At 56.3% G+C, this 18,041-nt stretch carries 14 protein-coding genes; 3 read left to right on the top strand and 11 right to left on the bottom strand.

Translation table 11 applies throughout. The features are described from left to right. Positions 1-55: 55 nt before the first annotated feature. The 3 genes from PT275_RS01085 (at position 56) to PT275_RS01075 (ending at position 3,256) form a co-directional block, all read left to right on the top strand. Positions 56-577 (top strand): NUDIX domain-containing protein, encoded by a 522-nt coding sequence (locus PT275_RS01085; protein ID WP_277151516.1) that lies wholly within the window; start codon positions 56-58, stop codon positions 575-577. A gap of 364 nt (positions 578-941) precedes the next feature. Continuing rightward, complete coding sequence (locus tag PT275_RS01080; protein WP_277151514.1) at positions 942-2,249, top strand: ROK family transcriptional regulator; 1,308 nt, start codon at positions 942-944, stop codon at positions 2,247-2,249. Between the two features lie 110 nt (positions 2,250-2,359). Continuing rightward, a complete protein-coding gene (locus tag PT275_RS01075) occupies positions 2,360-3,256 on the top strand; it encodes a carbohydrate kinase (RefSeq protein WP_277151512.1) in 897 nt (298 codons plus the stop codon). A 153-nt stretch (positions 3,257-3,409) separates the two neighbouring features. On the opposite strand, the gene nagA is transcribed toward PT275_RS01075, so the two are convergent. From nagA to PT275_RS01020, 11 genes are all read right to left on the bottom strand, one after another. Continuing rightward, the gene (gene nagA, locus PT275_RS01070; protein WP_277151509.1) at positions 3,410-4,711 is read right to left on the bottom strand and encodes an N-acetylglucosamine-6-phosphate deacetylase; all 1,302 of its coding nucleotides are present in this window, start codon (positions 4,709-4,711) and stop codon (positions 3,410-3,412) included. A 186-nt stretch (positions 4,712-4,897) separates the two neighbouring features. Beyond that, complete coding sequence (gene nagB / locus PT275_RS01065) at positions 4,898-5,686, bottom strand: glucosamine-6-phosphate deaminase (RefSeq protein ID WP_277151507.1); 789 nt, start codon at positions 5,684-5,686, stop codon at positions 4,898-4,900. Positions 5,687-5,760: 74 nt separating this feature from the next. Further along, positions 5,761-6,870, bottom strand: coding sequence for an ROK family protein (locus PT275_RS01060; RefSeq protein WP_277151505.1), 1,110 nt, complete (start codon positions 6,868-6,870; stop codon positions 5,761-5,763). After that, positions 6,867-8,117 (bottom strand): ROK family protein, encoded by a 1,251-nt coding sequence (locus PT275_RS01055; RefSeq protein ID WP_277151503.1) that lies wholly within the window; start codon positions 8,115-8,117, stop codon positions 6,867-6,869. The genes PT275_RS01060 and PT275_RS01055 overlap by 4 nt, the downstream gene beginning before the upstream one ends. A 224-nt stretch (positions 8,118-8,341) precedes the next feature. Next, positions 8,342-10,309: a glycoside hydrolase family 20 zincin-like fold domain-containing protein gene (locus PT275_RS01050; protein WP_277151501.1), complete on the bottom strand. Its 1,968-nt coding sequence runs from the start codon at positions 10,307-10,309 to the stop codon at positions 8,342-8,344. A 73-nt stretch (positions 10,310-10,382) separates the two neighbouring features. Continuing rightward, on the bottom strand, positions 10,383-11,486 hold the full coding sequence (locus tag PT275_RS01045) for an ROK family protein (RefSeq protein WP_277151499.1): 1,104 nt from the start codon (positions 11,484-11,486) through the stop codon (positions 10,383-10,385). Positions 11,487-11,627: 141 nt separating this feature from the next. Further along, a complete protein-coding gene (locus tag PT275_RS01040; protein ID WP_277151497.1) occupies positions 11,628-12,521 on the bottom strand; it encodes a carbohydrate ABC transporter permease in 894 nt (297 codons plus the stop codon). Next, the gene (locus tag PT275_RS01035; protein ID WP_277151495.1) at positions 12,518-13,498 is read right to left on the bottom strand and encodes a sugar ABC transporter permease; all 981 of its coding nucleotides are present in this window, start codon (positions 13,496-13,498) and stop codon (positions 12,518-12,520) included. Before PT275_RS01035 ends, PT275_RS01040 begins: the two co-directional genes overlap by 4 nt. Positions 13,499-13,623: 125 nt before the next feature. Next, positions 13,624-14,925 carry an extracellular solute-binding protein gene (locus PT275_RS01030; protein ID WP_277151492.1) on the bottom strand — a complete coding sequence of 434 codons (1,302 nt, stop codon included), beginning with the start codon at positions 14,923-14,925 and terminating at the stop codon, positions 13,624-13,626. 320 nt (positions 14,926-15,245) lie between these two features. Continuing rightward, a complete protein-coding gene (locus PT275_RS01025) occupies positions 15,246-16,478 on the bottom strand; it encodes an AGE family epimerase/isomerase (RefSeq protein WP_277151490.1) in 1,233 nt (410 codons plus the stop codon). Between the two features lie 196 nt (positions 16,479-16,674). Next, positions 16,675-18,036, bottom strand: a complete 1,362-nt coding sequence (locus tag PT275_RS01020; RefSeq protein WP_277151488.1) for a glycoside hydrolase family 125 protein — start codon at positions 18,034-18,036, stop codon at positions 16,675-16,677. Between the last annotated feature and the right edge of the window lie 5 nt (positions 18,037-18,041).

Raw genomic sequence — 18,041 nt, 5'->3', positions numbered from 1 at the left:
ATCACTGGTAACGGGCGGAACAAGCCAAAAGGTACGTAGCAGGAAGCAGAAAAGTATGACGACACCATCGTTCATTATCGAACTTCGCAGAAAAATCGGGCACGATTTGCTGTGGCTCAACGGAGTCACCGGGCTCGTCGAAAATGAAAACGGACAAATCCTGCTCGGTCAACGGGCGGATACCGGCGAATGGGCGATGGTATACGGCATCAATGAACCGGGCGAACAGCCCGCCGACACCGTGGTGCGCGAAGTCAAAGAGGAGACCGGCATCGACGCCGAAGTCACCGATCTGGTGGCCGTCATATCGTCTTCGGAAATCATCACCTACGCCAACGGCGACAGAACGCAATATATGGATCATTCGTTCCTTTGCCGGCTGGTGCCGGGAGGCAACGCCGAACCCTTCGTCGGCGACGACGAAAGCCTCAAAGTCGGCTGGTTCTCCCGCGACGCGCTTCCCCAGCCACTGGCCAAGAGCACGGTCGAACGGCTGAAAATCTTCGATCGATACCAGCAGGGCAAGGCCAGCGGCGATGCCCACGCACTGTTTGTCGCTGACGAACAGCTTCATTGACCCCGGCCAATCACGCTTTCGGCTTCGAAGCCAAAGACGGCATTGCGATATCGTTGGGCATGAGTAGGTTGGCGACGATTATGAGAATGATTTTTTTGAATTTGTAGCCGTAAATCATCGGCTTTACCGATGCACTTAACTGAATTATTATTCGAACATCATTTAATCGCATATTTTAATAGATTACATGCTGTCTTATGCCCGAAAATGCGCAAAAATCGTTACATTTCCTGATTTGCGGTTTCCTATTAACCTCGTTAATATATGAAGTCAGTTCATCAATACGCGATCGTCATGGACGGCGATTGGACACGCAGGAACGGCCCGAGGAGGTGTCACGATGCACGAACGCGGCAAAATGCCAATGCAAGACACGAAATCCCAGCCTTTTTCCATCGATCACCTCGCCCCCTCGATTCCGGATTTTTATGACGACACGACTCATGCAGGTGCACCACAATCCGTCGTCTCCGAACGAAACCGTTCGAGAACACTGTGGCATCTTTACCGTTACGGCATCTCCTCGCGAGCGCAAATCGCCAAAACGCTGGGTCTGACGCCAGCCGCCATCACCAAAATCACCGCACGTCTGATCGACGCCGATATCGTGGCCGAAACCGGCGATATGAAAGGCAGCAAAAGCCGCCGATCCATCGGGTTGATCATCAACACCGCGCAATTCCACTTCATCGGGGTCAAATTCGCACGCAGCCTGGTGCAGATCGGCGTTTTTGATTTGAAAGGCACACGCCTGAGCCTTCAAGACATGCCACGCGTGAGCGACGACACCATCGATGCCGCCATCGCCGCAACGCACAAAGCCATCGATTCCCTGCTTGCCTCCGATCCGAACATCGTCGCCATCGGCATGGCAGTTCCCGGACCCTATCTGCACGGCACCGGTTACGCCGCACTCGTCTCAAGCATGCCGCACTGGCGCAATATCAATTTCCAGGAGGAATTTGGACGGCAGTGCCCCGTTCCTGTCTTCATCGAGCAGGACGCACGTGCCGGAGCCCTGGCTCAGCGCCTGTTCGGCGAGCTCGAAGACGCCGGAAGCCTGGCCTATTTCCTGCTCGGCGAAGGCGTCGGCCTCGGGGTCATCGAAAACGGCAGGTTGATTTACGGCAATCTCGGTGCCTCCACCGAACTCGGACACGTTTCGATTGATGCCATTAACGGCAGGAAATGCGAATGTGGCAATGTCGGATGCTTGGAACGATACTGTTCCGCCGGCGCGATCCATGAACAAATCGACGAACTCGGCATCATCGACGGTTCGGCCGACATGACACATATCGAAGCCTGCCGCGCGTTGTTCTCGCTTGCCGAGCAGCAAAACGACAACCAGCGGATTGGCAAGGCGCGCAAACTCGTTGCCGACATCGGCCGCTACGTAGGCTACGGGTGCGTCATCATCTGCAACACGTTCAATCCGCGGCGTATCGTTTTGGGCGATATCGGCGCACTCGGCGGTCAACGGCTGCTCAAGATCGCACAAAACGTGGTGGATGAACGCATCATCCCCGAAATTGTGCAATCCACCGAAATAACACTCTCCGGACTCCCCACCGATGCCGCTGTGCTCGGCGCCGCCGCTACGGCCATCACCCAGTTTTTGGATCACCCCTCATATTTTCTGGCCAAGAGGCCACCCGGAAACACAAAGTAAAACAAAACCCGGTTCCGCAATAACACGTAAGTCCAAGCGGATACCAGAACAATTAATCTTACCGACTCATAACTGAACATCGTAGAAAAAATGTAAGAAAGGATTACATCATGACCAAGCCAATCGTTGTCGCCTTAGGCGAACTGCTCTGGGACATGCTCCCCACCGGAAAGCGCGCAGGCGGAGCTCCTGTGAACTTTGCGTATCACGCCGCAATGAACGGGGCCGAGAGCCACGCCATCAGCGCTGTGGGCGAGGATCCGTTGGGTGATGAACTCGTTGAGGCCATCAAGAAGTCCGGCGTCGAATCCATCGTGCAGCGCAATGCATGGCCGACCTCCACCGTCGAAGTCGCCCTCAAGAACGGCATCCCCGAGTACACCATCATCAAGGGCGTAGCCTGGGATCACATCCTTTACACCCGCGAGCTGATCAACATGGTGCAGAAGGCCGACGCGATCTGCTACGGCACCCTTGCCCTGCGCAGCCAGGAATCCCACGACACCATCGTGGAGCTTCTGAAGCACGCCAAGCCCACTGCCATGAAGTTCTTCGACATCAACATCCGTGGCGACCACTATTCCAAGGAACTGATCGAAGAGCTCCTCGGATACGCGACCGTGTTCAAGATCAACGACGCCGAGCTGCTCCTGCTGCGCGACATGTTCGACATTCGCGGCACTTCCGACGAGGTGGCCTGCAACTGGTTCATGCAAAAATACAACCTGAACTACGTCATCCTGACCGGCGGCTCGACCTTCAGCACCATCATCGCCAAGGATGGGGAGTCCTCCACCCTCGACACCCCGCGCGTCGACGTGGTCGACACCGTGGGCGCCGGCGATTCCTTCTCCGGAACGTTCACCGCCAAGATCCTCTCCGGCTCGTCACTGCAGGAAGCGCACCGCGCCGCGGTCAACACTGCCGCGTTCGTCTGCACGCAGAACGGCGCATGGCCGGAGTATCCGGAAAATATCCCGGATTACCTGGCTGAAGCCGAGAAGTAGACCAGCGTACCAAGCCGTGTAGAAGGGCCGGTATCACGAAGCCAATTGCCGTGATACCGGCCCCTGCGCATCGGTGCAGTGATGCGACGCCTGCAATATCAGATCACAACGCAGTAAATATTTGAATCACCCGACGGATCCGAACGACAACCCTCAGCAGATCCGGCGCCCGGCGCACCAGACATGCTCTACCTGCCAGGTCTTGGGGTTGCTGATCAAGAGATCAGCGGCATAGCCCGGCGAAAGCAGACCGAGCGGCGCACCCGTGACGGCATTCGCATGGTCGAAACCGAACGTACGGGCAGGCGTCAACGTGGCAGCCTCGATTGCGTCAACAGGAGCCATACCAAGCACGTTGACCGCACGCGAGACGGAACGCTCAAGCAGAAGGGTGGAACCGGCAATGGAGCCGTTGGAAACCAGACGGGCATGGCCGTCTTTGACGGTGACATCAAGCGCCCCCAGCTTGTAAGCCCCATCCGGGCAATCCGTGGCCGACATCGCGTCGGTGACGAAAGCGATGCGATGCGGCGCGAACTTGACGGCCATCTTGAGCACCGGGTCCTGTACATGGAAGCCGTCGTTGATCAGTTCGATGGTGACGCGCGGGTCCTCCACCGCCGCAGGAATCGGACCGGGTTCACGGTGCTTCAGGCCATTCATCGCGTTGAAGATATGGGTCATAATGCCGGCTCCAGCTTCGAATCCACGTTTGGCCGTCTGAAAATCGGCATCGCAATGACCGACCGCAGGCACAACTCCGGCCGCGGCGAAGCGTTTGATGGCGCTCAATCCATGCGGCAGTTCGGGGGCGATGGTGATCTGACGAATCGAACCATCCGCGGCTTCAAGAAGACGGTCGACCAAATCGTCGGTCGGGTCCTTCAGACACTTCGGGTCATGCGCCCCTTTGCGGGACAACGCCAGGAACGGGCCTTCCAAGTGGGCGCCGAGCACATCCGGACGCCTACTCATCGCGGACTTGACGTTTTTGAGATTCGCGCACATCACATCGATCGGGTTGGTGATCAGGGAAAGCACCTGGCGCGTGGTGCCGTGCACCATATGTCCGGTTCGCGCGATGTCGATGCCCTCAGGGCCATCATCGAACGACCGGCCCCAGGAACCATGCACGTGCATATCGATGTAGCCGGGAGTAAGGTTCTTGCCTTGCGCATCGACTTCAACCACATTCGGCTTCAATGCCAGCGGCACAGTATCACCTGGCTGGGTGCCGTCGCCGGCAATGCCGAAACCGCGGCATGCACAAACCAATGAAGTTTCCCCGCTTCCCGTCGCCTCAATCACGCCGTCGTGGGCAACGACCCAAAAATCGTCCTGAATGCCCCGTGCGTCGACTTTGCGTGCGTTGCGAACCACCAACCAGACAGTTGCTTCGCCTTCGACGGCGTTCGTAACCCGTTCAACCGTCCGTTGTCTATCTTCACTTATCATCGCGTCTCACATTCTTTCGCATATCGACCCAGATTGCTTTTCCTAAAGTATTACAATAAGTTATATCGCTTTCCGACCAGGTATTATCAACGCCTTTTTGCAAGGAGGGGACGCCGATTGCCTTCAACGTCCCTTTCTTATTGCCGATGACAGCACTGTGTTTCAAACGCCGTCAAGCGAACGTCGTCAGATCTCCTGCCAAGCCGGCTTATGCGCATAGGCATAACGGTAATAATCCTTGTGCGCAAGCTTCGAAGCCGCAGCCTCGTCGACGATGATCGTGGCGTGCGGGTGCAGCTGCAATGCGGAGGCCGGGCAGAAGGCGCTGATGCCGCCCTCGCAAGTCTCCTTGATGGCTTCGGCCTTGCCTTCGCCAAACGCCAGCAGAACAAGGTGACGCGCCTTCATGATGGTGCCGATGCCTTGCGTGATGCAGTGGGTCGGCACCTGATTGATGTCGCCGTCGAAGAAACGTGCGTTGTCGATACGGGTCTGTTCGGCCAACGTCTTGATACGCGTGCCGCTGGCGAGTGAGGAGCCCGGTTCGTTGAAGCCGATATGCCCGTCAGTGCCGATGCCGAGAATCTGCACGTCGACGCCACCAGCGGCCTCGATCGCCGCATCGTATTCACGCCCCGCATCCTTGATGGTCTTCAAATTGCCGTTGGGCACGCGCACCTTGGCCGGGTCGAGCCCCAGAGGCTCCACCACCGTGCGGGTGATGGTGCTGCGATAGGACTGCGGATGGTTCGGATCGAGCCCAGCGTATTCGTCAAGCGCGAAGCCGCGAACCTGGCTTACGTCAAGATTGCGCGCCTTGACTTGCGAGGCCAAGTGACGGTAAGCCGCCAAGGGGCTCGAGCCCGTAGCCAGACCAAGCACCGCGTCGGGCTTGCGCTCGATCAGATCGGCCACGCACTTGGCATAGATTTCGCCGGCTTCATCCTCGTCCTTGGTAATAATGATTTCTGCCATATTGTCTCTCCTTTATAATTGCTGCTTATCGACAATCTGAATTGTCCATTGGGCTGTTTGCCAAGTCTGAATACTCACTGCAGGCCCGCGGTTTTCGCCATGGCGCAAGCGGAACCGATACAACCGATCGGTTCGGCGGGATCAACGAACGCAATGCGCTCATCGAGATGCAGGGATGCGATGAAGGCGCTGGAAGCCGCACGCTTCTTCAGGCCGGCACGGATTTCGTCAAGTAGCGGTTTGCCGGTTTTCGTCGTCCCCCCGCCGATCATGATGATCCTGGGATCGATGGCAAGCGCAAGGATATCGATTGCATCGGCGATTGCCCCAATCACCGTATCCAATGTTTCACAAGCCTTGTCATGCTCCGAGCTCGAGACGTCGTGCGCTTTGGCGATGATATCCGGCATCGGCGGGTCGGCATATGGCCATTGGCGCCTGATCGCATTGCCGCCGGCAGCGGTCTCAATGCAGCCATCCTGTCCACATCCGCAATGCCAACGCTGGCACTCGACGGGGATGTGACCGATTTCGCCGGCGACCCCGCTGAAGCCGCTGTCCAGAACACCATTACGCAATACTCCCGCGGCCACACCGGTTCCAAGGTTGAGGAACACCGCCACGTCTGCCCCGACTTGCGGTTTCGGCAAGCGAGGATCACGATGTTGTGAAAGCACGATATAGGAGCCGAGCGTCGCCGCGTTGACATCGTTTTCCAGATGAGCCGGCAGACCGGTCGTCCGGTGAATTTCGTCAGCCAAGGCGAGCCTGCCGATATCGAGGTTGGCGACGTTTTCCACCACGCCGGCCTCAGGATCGACCCGACCTGGAATACACAGACCGACACCGTTTACGCTCATATGCCGCTCACCGGTTTTGTCGACGTCATCACCGACGCCGGAGCCGTCAACGCAATTGCGGTCCAGCAGCGAAAGCACCACACTCGTCACATCCTCGACAACCTGCCGGCCGCCACGACGAACCTTGATGCGTTGCGAATCAAGCACCCGATAGCTTCCGTCGGCACGAAATCGCATCAATGACCCAGCGATTTTGGTTCCCCCGATATCGATGCCGATATAGAGGCCATTGCGTTCAGCCCGCTGGTGCGAACCCGTCCGATTCCCTGTTTGCACAGGATTCATTTCAGATCCCAAACCGCTCTTTTCCTCTATTGTCTTCATGCCGTCTGGTTCCTTTCGATGCTGTCGGCATACTTGGCGGCATCCGTAGCGTCTTTGCTTGTACCTGCCATGCGTTTGCCATGCAACGATCCGGTTTTGGTGATCGTTTCGTCTTCGGCCATTCCACCATCGCTTTCGCGACGCGAGTGGATGCTGTCAACAAACGAACGAATGACCTCTACCGCCTGCCCACGCAACACCAGATCATCACCCTGCTCGCAACGATGAATCACCGGCTGACGACGATAATCCACGTTGGTCTTGGCCTCAAGCTCGTCACGCAGTGCCTGAAGGAAAACCGGACCGATGATATCGGCCGGGCCATCCACGGAGATATCGCTCAAATCGAGAAGGCTGACGGACATCGCCAGGGCATCGCCCAGCATATTCCCGCCGCGCCCAAGGATGTCATCGCGTTTGTCAGGGTGTGATTCGATACGCTCGCGCAACCTCGGCACATTGACCATCATTTCCAGGCATCCGCGCTTGCCGCAGACGCACTGCGGCCCGTTGGGGTCAACGACCACGTGTCCGATCTCACCTGCCGAATACCCACTGCCGTCGATAATCGTGCCATTGAGGCATACCCCGGCTCCCACACCCCGCCCGATGCGGACGAACAACGAATTTCGTGAACCTTTGCCAAACGTGCATTCCCCCAGCAGCCCCATGTTCACGTCGTTACAGACCACCGTCGGTATATGGCGTTCCTGTTTGAGATGCGTCTGCAAGGGAATCTCAGTCCATCCAAGACTGACCGATCGGACCACGGTTCCCTCTGCATCGATAACGCCCGGAACGGCCACACCCAAGCCGAGGATCGGATGACTGGTCATGGCCAGCAGCTTACCCAGCAGCTCATCGACCATCTGCAAGTGAGATTGGGCGTCGTCGCCCAAAGGCGTCTCCACCCGATCGACGATACGGCCCATCAGGTCGGTCAGCGCACCCCGTATGACAAAACGCTGAGTCATATCCACCGAAGCCACGCGCCAGTGATCCGTGTCGACGGTAACCATCAAGGAGCGTTTGCCGCGTCCTTGGCGACGGTCCAGACCCGCCTGACGCAACAGATGATTCTCCATCATCTCATTGACCAGGTCGCTGACCGCCATTCTGGAAAGCCCCATGAGACGGCCGAGCTCGGCACGGGAAATCGCGCCGGCATACGCCACCAACTGAAACGCCGTACGAATATTCTTGGCTCGAACATCGGAAGGGTCGGATTTCAACGGTTTTCCGATCATGGCCCCTCCTCAGTTCAATGAAAGCATCTATTATGTAAGGATAAATTACTTAAATGATATCATAGAACACAACAGCTACAAATTTAAGCGTAAGAACTCTTCTTGTTGAAAATATTATAAAAAAATTAAATAATATTTTTCTTTTGTCATGTTCTATAACAATATTGCGTGACGATTCTTGCGATTCACCGGCCAAACCGCAAGGACCACCACGCAACACATGCCTATCGACGAAGGGCATCAGCACAACGCCAGATGATCGAGGTGACGCGGTTCAATTCCGATTCCTCGCTGACCTTCCGCCAGGCGGTGCAATAGGACTCCCCCCATTCTTCGATGGAACGGGCAAGCCTGTTGCAATATTCAGGCCCATGTTCACCCGACACAAGCCCGGCCTTCGCTGCCATCATGTAGCCGAACTCATTGAGCAGACGCTGCCCTTCGATGGCGACCGAAAGCGCGGATGCATACGAGGACACATCCTTATTCGTCCCCGCCAATGCCACGGCAATGCGGGAAGCGGCCTTAGAAAGCGCCGAATTGCACTTGTCAGCCTCACCGATGGTTTCACGACCGTCTTCAAGCAGATGATAACGTGCGCCTTGAAGGTCGAGATCGGAGTCATTGACCCACGGCCTGCTCGTGCCGTGGCCATCGCAATCGGCCAGTACATCATGGTTGAGCCCGCCATCGCCGTCGTCGAGCTCAATGTAATGCACAGCGTCGCTCCAGGAAAACGAAGTGCATCGAGAAGCGTCGCGAATCGCCTCGACAAGGCTGCCGGTCTGATCGCCGAACGCACAACGTGAGACCATGCGGTTCATATCGCCTTGCGTCATCGCAGTGCTGGGGCACCAGCCGTTTTGGGCACCGTAGATCATGCCGATCAACGCCATATGCGGATCGTTGACATGGCCGAAATCGCCCCAATCGGTGACCATGAAGCCCACCGCATGGTACTTGATGCCGAATCCGGCAAGACGGGTGATGTTGTTCCACGAATCATCGAGCCTCGGCAGCATCGAATTCCAGCACCACACAGCGGCGCACACATATTGTTTCAGTCCGGAATCGGCCAGAAGCTTGACTTCGTTCTCCCCTACCGTCGGCGAGTAAAGCCAGTTGAGCAGCGTCGCATCCTTGGGCAGGTAAGGAAGCATCTGCGGCATTTTGACCGCGATGTCTCCCCAGAGCATCGGCTGCCTGCCCAGTTTTTGCAGATGTTCGCAGAGCTTGGTGACATAGTCGGCATACATCCGCGCCACACCATGCTTTTGCGCATATTCGTGCGAGGCCCCTTTGCCGAGGTCGAAGGTCTCATCGGCCCCGATGTTGAACTTCTTCGAGGTGAAGAGCTCCATGTAGGGATCGGTCAGCGAAGTCGAGAATTCGAAGGCTTCCGGTTTGGTGATGTTGAGGGTGTGATGCTCCTGGCGTTCGATGAAGCTGAAAGTACGGTCCGCATCCTTGGGGAACTCGCCCAGGTCACGCAATTCGTGGGTACGAAGTTCCTGATAGAGGTGGCCGAACGTCGAAACGGAAGGAACCAGCTCGATGCCGCGCTTGGCGCAATAGGCGTCGAATTCCACGATCGTCGCCGGTTCCAAGGGGCTTACCCCACGCCAGGTCTCGCTCAGCTCATCGAAACGGAAGCTGTGCTCGATATAGAGCTGCAGCTGGTTGTACTTGTACAGGCAGAGCTGGTCCGCCCAGCGCTTCAGCCAATCAAGCGTGGGGACGCGGCCTCGCGTCACATCAAGATAGTAGCTGCGGATCTTGTACTCCGGGCTGTCGGCAATCGAAAGCAGCGGAAGCACCGGGGCGCACTGGCGGATGATCTGGCGCAGCGTCTGCACCCCATTGCGAGCGCCCTCGAAATCACCGCCGGTAACCTTTGCCTTCTGCTCATTGATGTCAAGGCGATAGCCCTCGGGTTCCAATTGCGTATCAATATCAATGATGATGAAGGCGTTCCATTGTCTGCCTTTGGCGACATCCCAACGAATGCCCGTGGCCGCTTCGATATCGTCGGCGAGCTGGCCGGCCAACACGCATTCAACATCGCCCACCTCGCGCGATTCGAGAATACGCCCCGTGTAGGGCAACGTCATCGTCCGCCCGTCGAAATCAACGTTCTTCGGCGCAGGAATAAGGTCGAAATGGTATTCAACGTCATTAATGGTGTATTGCATCTCATTTCCTTTATTTATTTATTGATAAATCACATTGTCTTGGCCGATAAGGTACAAGGCTTCATCGTAAGACCTACATCACATTGAGTTTTGTTTTCAACACATTGGCGACCGAACCAAGCAACGCCGTGTCCTCTTTGAAATACGGCCCATGCACTTTCACCTCTTCTATGAACCGGGAATGCACCAGCATATTGACACGTTCCTGGGTGGCCTTCCGAAAGCGCGCGTCCACCAGGCTTTCCGGCCCTGAGACCACGACATCGGTGATGTCGGTCATCGCCACCACTACGGAAAGTGCCTGTCCCAAAATGCATCCCGCCTGAGCGATGATTTCCTCTTCCTTGTCAGGGTGCTCACCAATCCGCCTTTTCAAGGCAGGAACGGCGATTACCGTTTCCAGACATCCACGTTTGCCGCAGATACATTCGAATCCCGATTGGTCGACCACCACATGGCCGATTTCACCGGCGGTATTGGCGCTGCCATGCACCACGTGATCGGACACCAACAGTCCTGCGCCCACACCTTTGGCGATCTGTATGAACATCATGTTCGGGGAGCCGTTGGCAAAGCTGCGTTCGGCCGAAACCCCGCAATCCGCGTCGTTGGCTACGCACACCTCACAGTGAAAACGGTTTTTGAGGACGCCGGCCAAATCGACATTGAGCCAACCCAGATTGGGCGCTTCAAGCACCACACCGCGCTCGTCGACAAAGCCCGGGGTCGCCACCCCGATGCCCAGCAACGGCAAATCGGAATCCTCGGCAAGTGATCTGCACAGATCGATGACCTCTTCGATGCGCAATGTGGAACCCGCGCATACAGGATGCCGTTCGCGGGCGAGGACGGTGCCTTTGAGGTCCGTCACCACCCCTTTGATCTGGTCGCCGTTGGACAGATCAACGGCAATCACCACCTGTGCCTCGGTGTTGAACTCAAGCATCCGTGCCGGTTTGCCGGGGCTCTTCGAATTCTTGTAACCGACCTCGCACAAGTAGCCGTCTTCCATGAGGTCAGCGACAACATCCGAGGTCGAGACTTTGGACATTCCGGTTATCCTGGACAGTTCCGAACGCGAATACCGTCTGTTCGGATACAATGCACGTAATACAGCATCGCGGTTACGCACGCGGACATCGGCCGGCGAGGCCCCCGAAAGACGATCGTCTACCACTTGATCGATTCTTCGCAGCTTATCGACAGTCATGACAGCTTCCCTCCATCCATATCTCAGATTCAAGGCCTTGCCAGATAGACGGGCAAGGCCTTGAACAGAGACAAGCGATTTCAAACGCCAGTGACGTAGACGAAAACGCTACTTCACCGAGCCTTCGGTCGAGCCCTTCACGATGTTGCCCTGGACAATCATAAAGAAGATCACCACAGGCAGCGAGAACAGCACAGAAGCGGCCATCTGCCCGCCGAAATCGGTACCGGACGGCGTGGAAAAGCTCGAAAGCCAGACAGGAAGCGTGTATTTCGATTCGTCTCGCATGAAGGTGTATGAGGTCAGGTAGTCGTTCCATGCCGTGATAAACGCGAACACGGAAGTCGAAACGATGCCAGGAGCCACCAACGGGAAGGTGATCTTGCGCAGGATCTGCCATTCGCTGGCCCCTTCCACCCTTGCCGATTCGAAGATGTCGACGGGAATCGAAAGGAAGAAACCACGCATGTTCCAGATCGAGAACGGCAGTACCGTGGCGATATAGGCCAGGATCAACCCGAGGTAGGTGTTGAGCAAGCCAAGCTGGTTGAACACGATGAACTGCGGAATCAGCATGGCGGTGCCGGGCAGCATCTGCATGGCCAGGATGAGCACCATGATGAAACGGCGGCTCTTGAAACGGTAGAGCGTCAGTGCCGAGCACGCCAGGAAGGCGAAGAACACTGAAATCACAACCGCAAAAAAGGTGACGATGATGGAGTTCTTCAGATTCGCCAGGAACGTGGTCTGGAAAATAGCGGATTTGAAATTATCCAGCGACCAGTGCTTGGGGATAAAAGCGGGTGTGGAGGACAGAATCTCACTGCGGGGCTTGAACGAAGTGATGGTCATCCAGTAGACCGGGAAGATCCAGACGATGCTGAAGAGAATCCCGATGATGCTCGATCCGACCCTCCTCCACGTCAATTTGCTTCTGGCTTTTACCTTCTTGGCAGGCTTTTGCCCAGATTGCTTTTTCAAAGAAACCGACGCCTCGCTCATAGGTCCTCACCAGATTTCAGAAGATTACGAATATATACACTGGTCAACGCCATAAGGATGATCACCGTGATCACCGAGATGGACGCACCCTGACCGATATCGAAGTTGACGAACGCTTTCTTGTAGGTGAAGATCCCGATTGTGGAAGTCGTATCGTTCGGTCCGCCTTGGGAAACAAGCCAGATCTGGTTGAATACGTTGAAGTCCCAGATAACCGAAAGCATGGTGACCACCATGATGCTCGGGCGGATCAGCGGAACGACGATCTGCCAGTAGGTACGAATTCTTCCGGCACCGTCGATCTCGGCGGCTTCCATATACGAGCGGTCAATCTGAGTGGTCGCCGCATACAGGGTGATGGCGATATAAGGAACCGCCTGCCAGACCACCAGAAGCCAGATGCACACGAAAGCGAGCGTGGTATTGTTCGACCACGACAGATTGGTGACATTGCCGAAAATCCTCAACTGTGTCAGCAACCAATTGATGACGCCATAACCAGGCTGGAACAGCCACTTCCATACCACTGATGAAGCCACATTCGGCATCGCCCAGGCGAAAATCAGCACGAAGACGACGATATAGCGGACCACCGCGCCAAGCTTGGTCAGCAATTGGGCCACAGCCATGCCAATCAGCACGCTGGCGATCACCAACGCAGCGGCAAAGACGAACGTACGAAGCAGCGCCTTCCAGAACTCCACGTCAGTGAGCACCGTACTGTACTGTTTCAACCCGGTGAAGCTGAACGCACCGGTGAAAAGCGATGACTGGTTAAAATCCGTAAAGGAAGTGAAAACCAGGAAAATGATAGGAACGATGACAAGCGCGGTAAGGATGATGCCCATCGGCGTCAGAAGAAGCGCAACAAACGTCCCCTGTCGCATGCTCCGTCTTTTTTTCTTCGGTACTTCCCCATCCGAATCCGCCAATTCCTCTATGGCAACACTGGATTGCTGCCGATCGGAAGTTTTCATGTCAATCCCCTTACCAACAAAATACGAAAGCACACATCATCGTGTTCTATAGAAATTGATTGTGGCGCATGGCGACATCACTCATGCGCCACAATCAACCGGCTGACTTTACCGCTTTACAGCCGTTACTTCTTGTTGAGCACCTGTTCGATGTGCTGGTTGAAGGTCTTCGCCGCATCCTCCACGCTGGAGTTGCCGGTTACGACGTTCTTGGAGAACTCAGCCACCGAATTGTCTCCTTCAATGGTGGTCCATTCAGGAGAAGCAGGAGTGGACTGCATCCTTTTGGCGGCTTCGAAGAAGCCCTTGTTGACTTCCTTCATCGAGCTGGACTTCAACACCTCATCGAGGCCCTTCTGGGAGTTCGGCAGCCAGCCGTCATGCGCGAAGATGTGGTTTTGTTCGATGTCGTTGCTGGTCGCGATCTTGATCCACTTCAGAGCCAGATCCTGACGCTTGCTCTTGGCGGCAACGGCCCAATCGGAACCGGCGACCAAACTGGGCTGGTTCTTTCCACTCTTGCCGGGCATCGGGAACGTACCGAACTGGTCTTCCGTCATTGCCGGGTTGATCTTGGGCACAGAAGAGATGGTGGCGCTGTTGCTGAACAATGCAGCGGTCTTGCCTTGAGCCAGGAAATCGTTCTGCTGCGGATTTACCGTATCAACGGTACGAGATGCCTTGCTGGAGTACTTGTTCTGGAAGTCCTTCCAGTCCTGCAATCCTTGCAGGGACTCCTTGCTCGTCAGATCGCCCTTCCAAGTGCTGCCGCTCTGCGTTGCCAGATCACCGCCGGCATCCCAAAGGAACTGAAGCATGCAATACCAGTCCTGGCCTGGACGATAGAAGGGGATGAAATCAGGATCGGAGGCGTGCTTGGCCGCGATCTTGTCCAAATCGCCCGTGAACTCCGCATAGGTCTTCGGGGTCTCGGTGATGCCGGCATCGGCCCAGATCTTCTTGTTGTAGATCACTGCACGCGCAGCGCCGAATGCAGGAACGCCATACAGCTTGCCCTTGGAAGTAGCGGGCTTCTCCAGGCCGCTGAGCCAGGAGCTGCTGTTGTCAAATTCCTTCTTGTGTCCGCTCAGGTCCATCAGACCGCCGCTGGCGGCGAATCCAAGAACCTGGGTATCGCCCATGTCGATGACATCGGGCGGTGTGGAAGTCGACAGTGCGGTGGTGACCTTCGTGGTGATGTTGGCCCACTGCTGCGTCTGGGCCTTGACCTTGACACCGGTCTCCTTGGTGAATTTTTCATTGATTGCATTCATGACATCATCCGAAAAATCACCGTTCATGACCCAAATGGTCAAAGGCTCATTTTTATTTGAATCGGCGGACTTGTTGCCTGAGCTGCCACAGGCGCCCAGCATCATCGCAGCTGATAATGTAATGGTGACTGCCGCCAAAAACTTTTTCTTCATATCCCACCTCTTTGCGGGTTATGTCATGTCGGTCGCTGACACGACTGTTGTTCACACACTTATGCAAGTACATAAGCGCGGTCAGATTCAAAGCCTGACATCTGGCTGATGCCTTTCCGCTCGGAAAGCCTGCTGAAATAAACCACTAAATATTTAGTATGCTTTCCTTACTTTTAAAAGCAAGTAATTAGATACTAACACTTATTTTTAGCGACGCAAACGCGTTTGTTTCCGACTGTTGCCCATCAAAACGAATGAAAGGTTCCCTCGCCTTGCACTGCGTGGGAACCCTGAAACCAACGGTCGGATTTATGCGACGGCTATTCTGCGTTTCTTATGGCGGTGGCGATTGAGACCGACGGGTCAAGGAAGGGAACCAGCGTGGACTGGAAGGCGTGGTAGACGTCGGATTTGCCCGGCCAGACCGTGCCGATGACCTTGTTGTCCTTGTCGAGCTGATGGAACCAGCTGCCCTTTTCGTGGTCGATCAGGTGCTCATCGACATACTTTGCGAAGGTCGCGTACCAGTCGAGGTATTCCTTCTTGCCGGTCACCTTGTAGAGCGTGGCGGAGGTGTTGAGCGACTCGGCCAGCGTCCAGTGCATGCGGTCGGTGACCACCGGCTCGCCGTTCCAGTCGACGGTGTAGGCCATGCCCACCGTGCCGTTGCGGTTCCAGCCGTCGGCGACCGCCTGATTGAACAGGTGCTCTGCGGCGTCGATATAGGGCTTGGCTCCGACGCGGTTGGCGAAGGAGCTCAGCGCCCACTGCGTGATGAGACGTGCCCATTCGATGCCATGGCCGGGGGTGGCGCCGTAGGGCTTGAACTGGTCGTCCTTCTTGTCGGCGTTGTATTCGAGGTTGACTGACCAATCAGGCCCGAAATGCTCGGGGATGCGCCAGTGGTTGTTCTTGGCCCACTCAACGACGTGGTCGATGATGCGGCCGGCGCGCACGCGGTACTTGTTGTCGCCGGTGGCGTCGGCGACGGCGAGGAAGGCCTCGGTGGTGTGCATGTTGGCGTTGATGCCACGATAGTCATCGAGTTTCGAGAACGTGGTGTCCCACGTATCGACGGCCAGTCCCGCCTCATCGTCCCAGAAGTACTTGTCGTAGGTCTTCAGGACTTCATCAAGCAGTTCCTTGGCCCCCGGACGTCCTGCAAGCAGGGCCGAAGATGCGGAAAGCATGACGAATGCATGCGGGTAACAGGTCTTGCCCGCCTCAGGGGTGCCGTCGGCCTGAATCGAGGGATACCAGCCGCCGTTCCTGTCGTCGTGCAGGATGCCGGTAAGTCCCTTGAGCCCCGCGTCCACCAGCGCTTCGGCATTCGGGTAGCCGAGCATGGCGGCGATGGAGTAGACGTGCGTCATACGTCCGGTGATCCAGGTCTGGATGCCGTGCGAAGGGTCGATATGGCCATCGTCGTCAAGCCAGCCAGACCCGCCTTGCGGGACGGGGAAACCTTTGCCGAAGTTCAGCAGTTCGTAAGTCTGATTGGCCATAAACGTACGGTTGGCCACGGTGCCCAGTTCGTATTTCGGATTCGTCATTGTATTCCTTTCGTTACGCCCACGGGAATCATGATACCGATCCACCTTCCGGCACATTCCGATGGACAAGCATGGTGCTTTTTATCGATCTCTGAAACGGATTCGTATTAACTTAACCGTTTTAGTTCCATCAATAGTATAGCCACATCTTGCAGACTTCCGTACATGGCATTCCTTTTCGAAGAGCCGACGGCATTCACATCTGTACACGAATACCGAAGTAATCCATGGTCAGCTCGCAGAACATCATGTTGGACCAGCTGAACCAAGGCCTCGTGTATTTGCCCGGATCGTTGACGTCGAAGCCCTCATGCATGAGATGCGTGCCGGCGGTGGTGGCGGCCAACGTGTCGAGCAAACGCGCCTTTTCGGCTCTGCTCTCGCTGGTCAGCCCCTGTATCGAAAGGGCGATCGGCCAGACACGATCGGCATCGGTATGCGAAGAGCCGATTCCGGAAGCGTACCGACCGGAATAGAAGTAAGGATTTTCGTCGCTTAAAAGCGTCCGCCTCGTCGCCGCATAAGTCGGATCGTCCGCCTGGCAAAATCCGAGATAAGGAGCGCTGAGCAGGTTCGGGATGTTGGCGTCGTCCATCAGCGAGGCATGGCCCAGCCCGTCGGCTTCATAGGCGTAGACGGTTTCTCCCTCGCGGTTTTTGGTGGTGCCGTATTCGCGGATTCCCCTGCCGATCCCGTCCCGCAGCGTTGCCGACCGCCGGACGATATCGGGATTGTTGAGCAAGGCGGGAAGCTTGGCGTCGCAGCCGTCGAACAGACGAGTGATATAGCCCAGAATCACATAAGCGAACATATTGGAAGGTATCAGATAGTGATAGGTGCAGGTGTCATCGCTGGGGCGGAAGCCGGACCATGTCATCCCGGTTTCGGCCACGGGGGTGCCTCGCCCGTTGTTGGAAAGCGTGTCGGTAGGCAGCGTGGTGTCGCGGATGAAGAAATACGGCGAACGCTTATGGTCCTGTTCGGTGACGAAAACGTCAAGGACGGATTGGATACCTTTGACGAAATCAGCGTTGAAATGCTTGGTATAGCCGGTGTTCCGGTAGAGCAGCCAGGCCAATTGCACCGGGTAGCACAGCGAATCCACCTCGTATTTGCGCTCCCACAGCCACGGGCTGGTGCGGTCCGTCCGGTCCTTTTTGTCCCACGAAGCCCCGCTTGGCGTCTCGTTGAAAGCGTTGGCATACGGATCGATGGTGATGTAGAAGAACTGCCGGCGCGACAATCCCCCGATCAGTTCGGCAAGATCCGGGTCATCCTTGGCTATCGGCAGATACGGCCGCATCTGGGCCGTGGAATCGCGCAGCCACATCGCGGGAATGTCACCGGTCAGCAGGAACGTGCTGCCGTCTTTTTCCCGCCGGAGCGCGGAGGTAAGCGTATTGGCGAACGCCTTGTCGAAGGTCAAGGCCCAATCCTTGTGCTCCTCCCCGCACAATACGTGGATGCGCTCGATGAAATTGCGAACCGAAACCGGCACCGCTTGTGCTTTCTGCGCCCCATCGGCATTGGACGATGTTGCGCCGATATTTTTCTCCATGAATT

The sequence above is a fragment of the Bifidobacterium sp. ESL0745 genome, from assembly GCF_029433335.1.
Classification (GTDB): domain Bacteria; phylum Actinomycetota; class Actinomycetes; order Actinomycetales; family Bifidobacteriaceae; genus Bifidobacterium.
The sequence above is the reverse complement of the archived record's forward strand: the minus strand, read 5'-3'. Positions and strand labels throughout refer to the sequence as shown.

Bases quoted from the DNA above. Each gene is read 5' to 3' on its own strand.
- PT275_RS01030 (WP_277151492.1), bottom strand. From the start codon at position 14,925: ATGAAGAAAAAGTTTTTGGCGGCAGTCACCATTACATTATCAGCTGCG.
- PT275_RS01040 (WP_277151497.1), bottom strand. From the start codon at position 12,521: ATGAGCGAGGCGTCGGTTTCTTTGAAAAAGCAATCTGGGCAAAAGCCT.
- nagB (WP_277151507.1), bottom strand. From the start codon at position 5,686: ATGGCAGAAATCATTATTACCAAGGACGAGGATGAAGCCGGCGAAATC.
- PT275_RS01025 (WP_277151490.1), bottom strand. From the start codon at position 16,478: ATGACGAATCCGAAATACGAACTGGGCACCGTGGCCAACCGTACGTTT.
- PT275_RS01035 (WP_277151495.1), bottom strand. From the start codon at position 13,498: ATGAAAACTTCCGATCGGCAGCAATCCAGTGTTGCCATAGAGGAATTG.
- PT275_RS01075 (WP_277151512.1), top strand. From the start codon at position 2,360: ATGACCAAGCCAATCGTTGTCGCCTTAGGCGAACTGCTCTGGGACATG.
- nagA (WP_277151509.1), bottom strand. From the start codon at position 4,711: ATGATAAGTGAAGATAGACAACGGACGGTTGAACGGGTTACGAACGCC.
- PT275_RS01080 (WP_277151514.1), top strand. From the start codon at position 942: ATGCAAGACACGAAATCCCAGCCTTTTTCCATCGATCACCTCGCCCCC.
- PT275_RS01050 (WP_277151501.1), bottom strand. From the start codon at position 10,309: ATGCAATACACCATTAATGACGTTGAATACCATTTCGACCTTATTCCT.
- PT275_RS01055 (WP_277151503.1), bottom strand. From the start codon at position 8,117: ATGATCGGAAAACCGTTGAAATCCGACCCTTCCGATGTTCGAGCCAAG.
- PT275_RS01085 (WP_277151516.1), top strand. From the start codon at position 56: ATGACGACACCATCGTTCATTATCGAACTTCGCAGAAAAATCGGGCAC.
- PT275_RS01020 (WP_277151488.1), bottom strand. From the start codon at position 18,036: ATGGAGAAAAATATCGGCGCAACATCGTCCAATGCCGATGGGGCGCAG.
- PT275_RS01060 (WP_277151505.1), bottom strand. From the start codon at position 6,870: ATGAAGACAATAGAGGAAAAGAGCGGTTTGGGATCTGAAATGAATCCT.